General features: G+C 31.8%; 4 protein-coding genes. All 4 read right to left on the reverse strand.

The window, feature by feature from the left end:
* Positions 1–114: 114 nt before the first annotated feature.
* Positions 115–786, reverse strand: coding sequence for a hypothetical protein (locus HNS38_RS19525; RefSeq protein WP_172284759.1), 672 nt, complete (start codon positions 784–786; stop codon positions 115–117).
* Between the two features lie 226 nt (positions 787–1,012).
* A complete protein-coding gene (locus HNS38_RS19530) occupies positions 1,013–2,101 on the reverse strand; it encodes a hybrid sensor histidine kinase/response regulator (RefSeq protein WP_172284758.1) in 1,089 nt (362 codons plus the stop codon).
* 10 nt (positions 2,102–2,111) lie between these two features.
* The gene (locus HNS38_RS19535; RefSeq protein WP_172284757.1) at positions 2,112–4,511 is read right to left on the reverse strand and encodes a PAS domain-containing hybrid sensor histidine kinase/response regulator; all 2,400 of its coding nucleotides are present in this window, start codon (positions 4,509–4,511) and stop codon (positions 2,112–2,114) included.
* Between the two features lie 130 nt (positions 4,512–4,641).
* Positions 4,642–5,763, reverse strand: a complete 1,122-nt coding sequence (locus tag HNS38_RS19540) for an FIST signal transduction protein (RefSeq protein WP_172284756.1) — start codon at positions 5,761–5,763, stop codon at positions 4,642–4,644.
* Between the last annotated feature and the right edge of the window lie 207 nt (positions 5,764–5,970).

The raw sequence follows: 5,970 nt of genomic DNA on the forward strand, positions 1-5,970 counted from the left end.
TAAGTAAATGCTTAGCTCCACGGCTTAGGGCTGAAAACGATGCTTAATTGTTAGCGGCTGGCGTTTTTATCACTATTAATTTTTCTTCTTGTTTCATTATTAGTTTCAATATTATTATTTGTCTTGTAAACTAACAGATATTCCTGAGTGGGCATTAAAAGTAAATTCGGGATATTCAGTAAAATCAGTATTTGGTAAATACGAACTATAGTGTTCTTTTTTTACTAAAAAGAATTTTTCAAATCCATAATACCTTACTTTTTTGTTTAGAGGATTAAGAAAATCACGAAGTTGCGAGTGTAAACTTGACTTAAATAAAAATTTATTAAATGTTTCATAATTCACATTTTTTCTCCCAAATTCTTGCTCGTATTCGCTCGATAATTTTTTTGCCAAATCTAAATAGAAAATAGGAGCTTCAAAATTTATGGAAGTGAGTTTTGATAAATTGAAATCTTCTTCGATTAAGGGAATACATTCTTCTATTTTTTCAATAATAACTGTAAATGGCATAGGCTCTTTATGATAAACACGCAAAGAAAATGTAGTGTCGCTTTTATATTCGTTAATACGGAGAATAACACCCAAAGTGTCCTTGCTTACAAGCCAATAATAAGAATATGATTTTGAATAAAAATCAGTCTGCCACGATTGATGGGAAACATTTTTCTTTTTTACTATAATTGTATCTTGTATGTCTAACGTTTCAGTCTGTTTTTTAGTTGTTTGTCCACAACCAATCAAAACCAAAAAAAGAACGCTTAATATGATTGTTATTTTTTTCATTGTCAATTAACTTCTTCAAATTATTTTTTTTCTTTTACTTTTCAAATTTCGCGACGACATCTCGTCTCTCTGTTACCGCTTGCCGCTAACGTGTAGTATATGGTTTTGTGGCGGTTTTTGAAACACAAAATTTCAACTTGCACCGAAGTTTATTTAATGCTAAAATGCACATATTTAGTACTTCACCCGCCATAAACTATATACAATGTTATAAGCGTTATTTTTGTCAAACATTACACAAAGGTAAAGTGAATTTTAAATCAGTTCCTTTGCCCACTTCACTTTCTGCCCAAATTTTCCCATCGTGTTTTTCTACAAATTCTTTGCATAAAATTAGACCTAAACCACTTCCTTTTTCACCATTAGTTCCGTAAGTGGTTATATGTTCTGTATTTTTAAAGAGTTTCGATAAATTTTCCGGTGTAATTCCTTCCCCCTCGTCATTAATTGTTATTGTATGTTCCATTTTATTTTTGGTAGCAAATATCCGGATTTGCTTTCCATTTGGAGAAAATTTTATAGCATTTGAAATTAAATTACGTAAAACAGTCATTAACATATTTTTATCGGCAAAAACAATTGTGTCTTGTGGAATATTAACAGCAATGCTAATTTGTTTGTTTTGCGTTATTTCCTTGAATAAATCAGTTACAAACAAAACAGTTTCTTTTAGCATAATCTTTTCCGGCACAAAAGTTATCTCGTTACGTTGAGATTTTGCCCAATTTAACAAGTTTTCGAGAAGTTGAAACGTACTCTTTGAAAGCTTTTTTTGAGAATCTATGAACATAAAAAGAGTTTCTTTGTCTAATCCATCTTCGTCCGACATCATTTCTGATATTTGCATCATAGTACCGATTGGTCCTCTTAAATCATGCCCAATAATCGAAAACAATCTATCTTTGGTAGCGTTGAGTTTTATTAACTTATCACGGGATTGTTTTAATTCTATATGTGTACTTACCCTTGCCAGTAATTCTTCCTTATTAAAAGGTTTTGTAACATAATCAATGCCTCCGGCATCGAATCCAATAATTAAGTCGTCTTTTTGATTTTTAGCAGTTAGAAAAATTACGGGTATTTCTTTTAGTTTTTCATCGGATTTAATTCGTCGGCATACTTCAAAACCATCAATTCCGGGCATCATTACATCAAGTAGAATTAATTCGAATATATTATTCTTCAAGGTTTTTAATGCACTTTCTCCGTCAAGAGCTACGGCAATTTTATATCCATTTTCTTTAAGGATGCTACCTACCAATTTCAGATTTTCCTTATTGTCGTCAACCACTAATATATGCGCTTCATCTTTCATAATAATTTCTTTATACGGTGAATTCTTTTAGTCTTTTTACAATATCAGGAAAATTAGCTAACTGTTTTTCTAATGCTTCTGTATTTATCATTTCAATATTCTCTAAAAGTATTGCTGAATAATTTGTTAAAAACTCAACGCTATATTTCCCTGATATTTGTTTTAGTTCATTTGCAAAGTCTTCAATTTCAAACAATACATTTCCATCTTTTATTTCTTCCCATTTGGGCAGGAAATCTACCTCAAGTATATTTGCTAATTCGGGGATATTAATTTTTGTGTTTTCGGGAATGTTATCAAACAATAAAACAGTTGTGTTTTTTGCTTTATCTTCTTTTTCCTTTTTACCTTCTACTTTTGAATAAGTCAAATATTTCATTAATTCAACTTGTAATCCGCCTTTGCTAACAGGTTTATACAAAAATCCATTAAAATTTTCTGCAAATTCCTTATTGTCTTTGTTCGAAACCGATGCGGTTAAGGCAACAATTGGAATATGTTTAATCGCCGGGTTTGCTCTTATTCGTTCGGCTACTTCGTAGCCGTTTAGTCCGGGCATTCGAATATCCAACAGTATTAATGACGGGCTTGTATGTGTAAGAATTTCCAGAGCTATTTCTCCATTATTCGCAGTAATAAATTGCAGACCGGAATCAGAAAACAAGCTCTCAACAATTTTAATATTCGATATTACATCATCAACAATTAAAATGCTAGCTTCTTCAAAAATAATATTTTCTTGTATTTCATACCTCTCTCTTTTCTCAACTAAGTCTTTGCAAATCTTTACATCATGAATTTTTAACGTGAAAACAGAACCTTTGCCTTCTTCACTTTCCACCGTAATTGTTCCGTTCATCTTTTCTGCCAATCGTTTTGATATGGCTAATCCCAAACCGGCACCCTCATATTTGCGGCTCGATTGTCCCCACTGTTGGTGGAAAACATCAAAAATTAAGTGGACATGCTCTTTTGCAATACCAATACCTGTATCAATAACGTCAATAGACATAGTTCCACTTTTTTCATTTGTAAGCTCAAAGTATAGTTTAATTGCTACATAGCCTTTGAGGGTGAATTTTGCAGCATTGCCCACTAAGTTGAAAATAATTTGTTTTATTCTAATTTCATCCAGCATTAATGCTTTCGGAAACGAATCTTCAATTTCGACAGATAAGGCAACCCCTTTTTTCTCTAATTTTTCATGAAATAAAAGTTTTATTTCATTTATAATATTAATTGTATTAACAGACTGTAAGGATATTTCAAGCCTGCTTGCTTCAATTTTCGATAAATCCAAAATGTCATTTAACAGCGACATGAGCAAATTACCACCGTTAAGAATTGATTTCACCATTTTTTTTTGTTGTTCGCTTTCCATTTTATGATAAAGAGATTCACTAAATCCCAAAATAGCGTTCATTGGTGTTCGTATTTCGTGGCTCATATTTGCCAGAAACTCACTTTTTGCTTTATTGGCGTTTTCTGCAGCATTCTTGGCTTCTATTAATTCGTATTCAGCCTGCTTACGATTGGTGATATCACGCATTGTCCCCACAATCTTCCAGGGCTTAGCCTTTTCATTATATATTATTTTTATAGAAAAGGAAGTTGCGCTTACATCGCCATTTTTTTTAACTAAAGAAACCTCATAATCATTGAGTTTTCCATTATTTTGCTTAAGAGCAGTGAGTAAATTGGCACGCTCATCAGGATAAGCATAATAATCAGCCATATTTGTACCAATAATTTCTTTGCGCGAATAACCCGACAAAGCTTCAATAGATGGTGTCATCTCTAAGATTGTTCCATCCGTAATGCTTATTTCGGCATAAACATCAGTAAAAACATTAAAGATAGCTTTATATTTATTCCTGCTTATGCTTAGTGTTTTTTCAGATTGTTGTAATTCTTGTTTTTGCTCAATTAACTTTAAATTATTACTAACACCAATTAATATTTGTTGTAAGCTCTTGAGAATAAAATAGTCAATTTTTTGGGATTGATTGGCAAAAACCATAAAACCAATATCTGATATTGAAACAATATAGCAATAAGCTGTTTTGTTAAACTCAAGAGTGAGAGGCAGCTTTTTAAACAATAAATTTTTATCGATAAAGTTTTTGCTTAAATGTTCTAAAGCAAAGTTTATGGCTTTATTGCTTTCAATTTTTGCCGGTATTGAGTATTCTTTATCGTAATTGAGATTTTTATTCTCTAATTCATTGTAAAGAAAAACAGCGCCTGTAAAACAATTCAATTTTTTAAGTATTGTAGTCAGGCTACTCTTGCAAATTTCCTCAGGGCTATTTTTTACACTAATGGAAATGTCTATTTCGTAAAGTATTTTAATTTGTTTATTACGTATATCTAAATTTTCCAAAACATCTGGTTTTTTTTTGATTTTCATAAAAGTGACTTTAAATTTCTATAAAAGTTTCCACATAATTTACATTCTAAAATCAGGAGTTTACTTTTGTAAATGACTGGTTTTAAATGCGAGCGTAACGAAGTTATTGACGTTTTCTTATAGCCACTAATTAGTCTTCAAGATAGGATGAGATAATAGTTTTATTATAAAACTCTAAAAAGCTTTTTCCTGTATTTGCTATTTCACCTATACTAAGCGCTCCAAAAAGCGGAGAATCATCACTACTCATAGTCATTAATTCTTTTTGAAATTCATCCCCCAAAAATAACACTCTTGAAATACAATCCATTACAAACAAGGATTTTTTATCCGCTCTGCCTGAGAAAGTATTCATTGCCTCTTCGTGAGATTGGCGTGCAGCATTAATAAGACTTTCATTGTCGCCATTAAGGATATTTACCATTGAGTTTTCCGGTACTTCGCCTACACAAACTATTTCATTATTTTCTGTTTTTGCAATTGGATCTCTAACAATCATTTCGTTATTAAGTTTATTAATTCCAAAAGGGTATGCTTTTGCTATATCGAAAAAATTATCCTGTTTAAATTTTTGACCTGAATGTTCTTCGGTAATTTTTTTATACACTTCAAAAGCGGGTTTCCAATCAATGGTTTTAATAACATTACCTTCTGATTCGGTTATCTGAAATGATTGAGAAATACTGTTCCATCCGTGGTTTACGCCAATACCGCTGTTGATATCAGAGGCAATTAGCATTGCTTTGTTTTGTAACAGCCCTTTATTTGAAAATAAACAGGGAGAAGATGAGAGTTTTTTAAGAGAACCTGCACCTCCGCCTACGTAATTTAGCTCCAATCCGAAAACGCTAAAAACATCATCAATAAAGCTGCTGATACCTGATGTAAATCCATCGGTAAAAACAAACATGGTTTTAGAGTCGCTTAATTGATCCTCAAATTTCAGTAATTCAGATTCTCTATCGGTGTCTGCTTCAGGCACATTTACCGCAAGTGTTTTTGCTTTGTGGTTCATGCCAATAATTAAAGAGCCTTCTGTCATGGTTTTTTTACCGTGAATTAATTGTGGGAAAATTCCCCCGAAAACAGGTTTTTTTATTGAAGTCAGTATTTTATCCATATTTTCAGGAGTGTAATTGTTGTCTTCGCAAGAGAGTATTAAAATGCTGTTAATACCTTCCAGTTGATTCACTTTTAATAAAGTGCTTTCAAAATTTGCGATGTCCGAAGTATTTACTTTTTCTATTAGCATATTTTTGATTTTTGATTAATATTTTTGTATTATTGCTTATAACGGTTTTAATATGGTGCGTTTGGCATTTCAACGCTCCAATCTTTCAATTTCGCACTATGTTTATTTATCGCTATCATCTTCATATTTAGTACTATCTGCCAAATGCACTATATTTTTTGTTGAACTAAACCTCCCCAAAGGGAGGTAGCTTTCGATTTAAATTCG

This window comes from Lentimicrobium sp. L6 (assembly GCF_013166655.1).
Lineage (GTDB): Bacteria > Bacteroidota > Bacteroidia > Bacteroidales > UBA12170 > UBA12170.

What these genes read in the sequence shown, in the direction of transcription:
- HNS38_RS19525 (WP_172284759.1), bottom strand. Translation starts at nt 786, where the DNA reads ATGAAAAAAATAACAATCATATTAAGCGTTCTTTTTTTGGTTTTGATT.
- HNS38_RS19530 (WP_172284758.1), bottom strand. Translation starts at nt 2,101, where the DNA reads ATGAAAGATGAAGCGCATATATTAGTGGTTGACGACAATAAGGAAAAT.
- HNS38_RS19535 (WP_172284757.1), bottom strand. Translation starts at nt 4,511, where the DNA reads ATGAAAATCAAAAAAAAACCAGATGTTTTGGAAAATTTAGATATACGT.
- HNS38_RS19540 (WP_172284756.1), bottom strand. Translation starts at nt 5,763, where the DNA reads ATGCTAATAGAAAAAGTAAATACTTCGGACATCGCAAATTTTGAAAGC.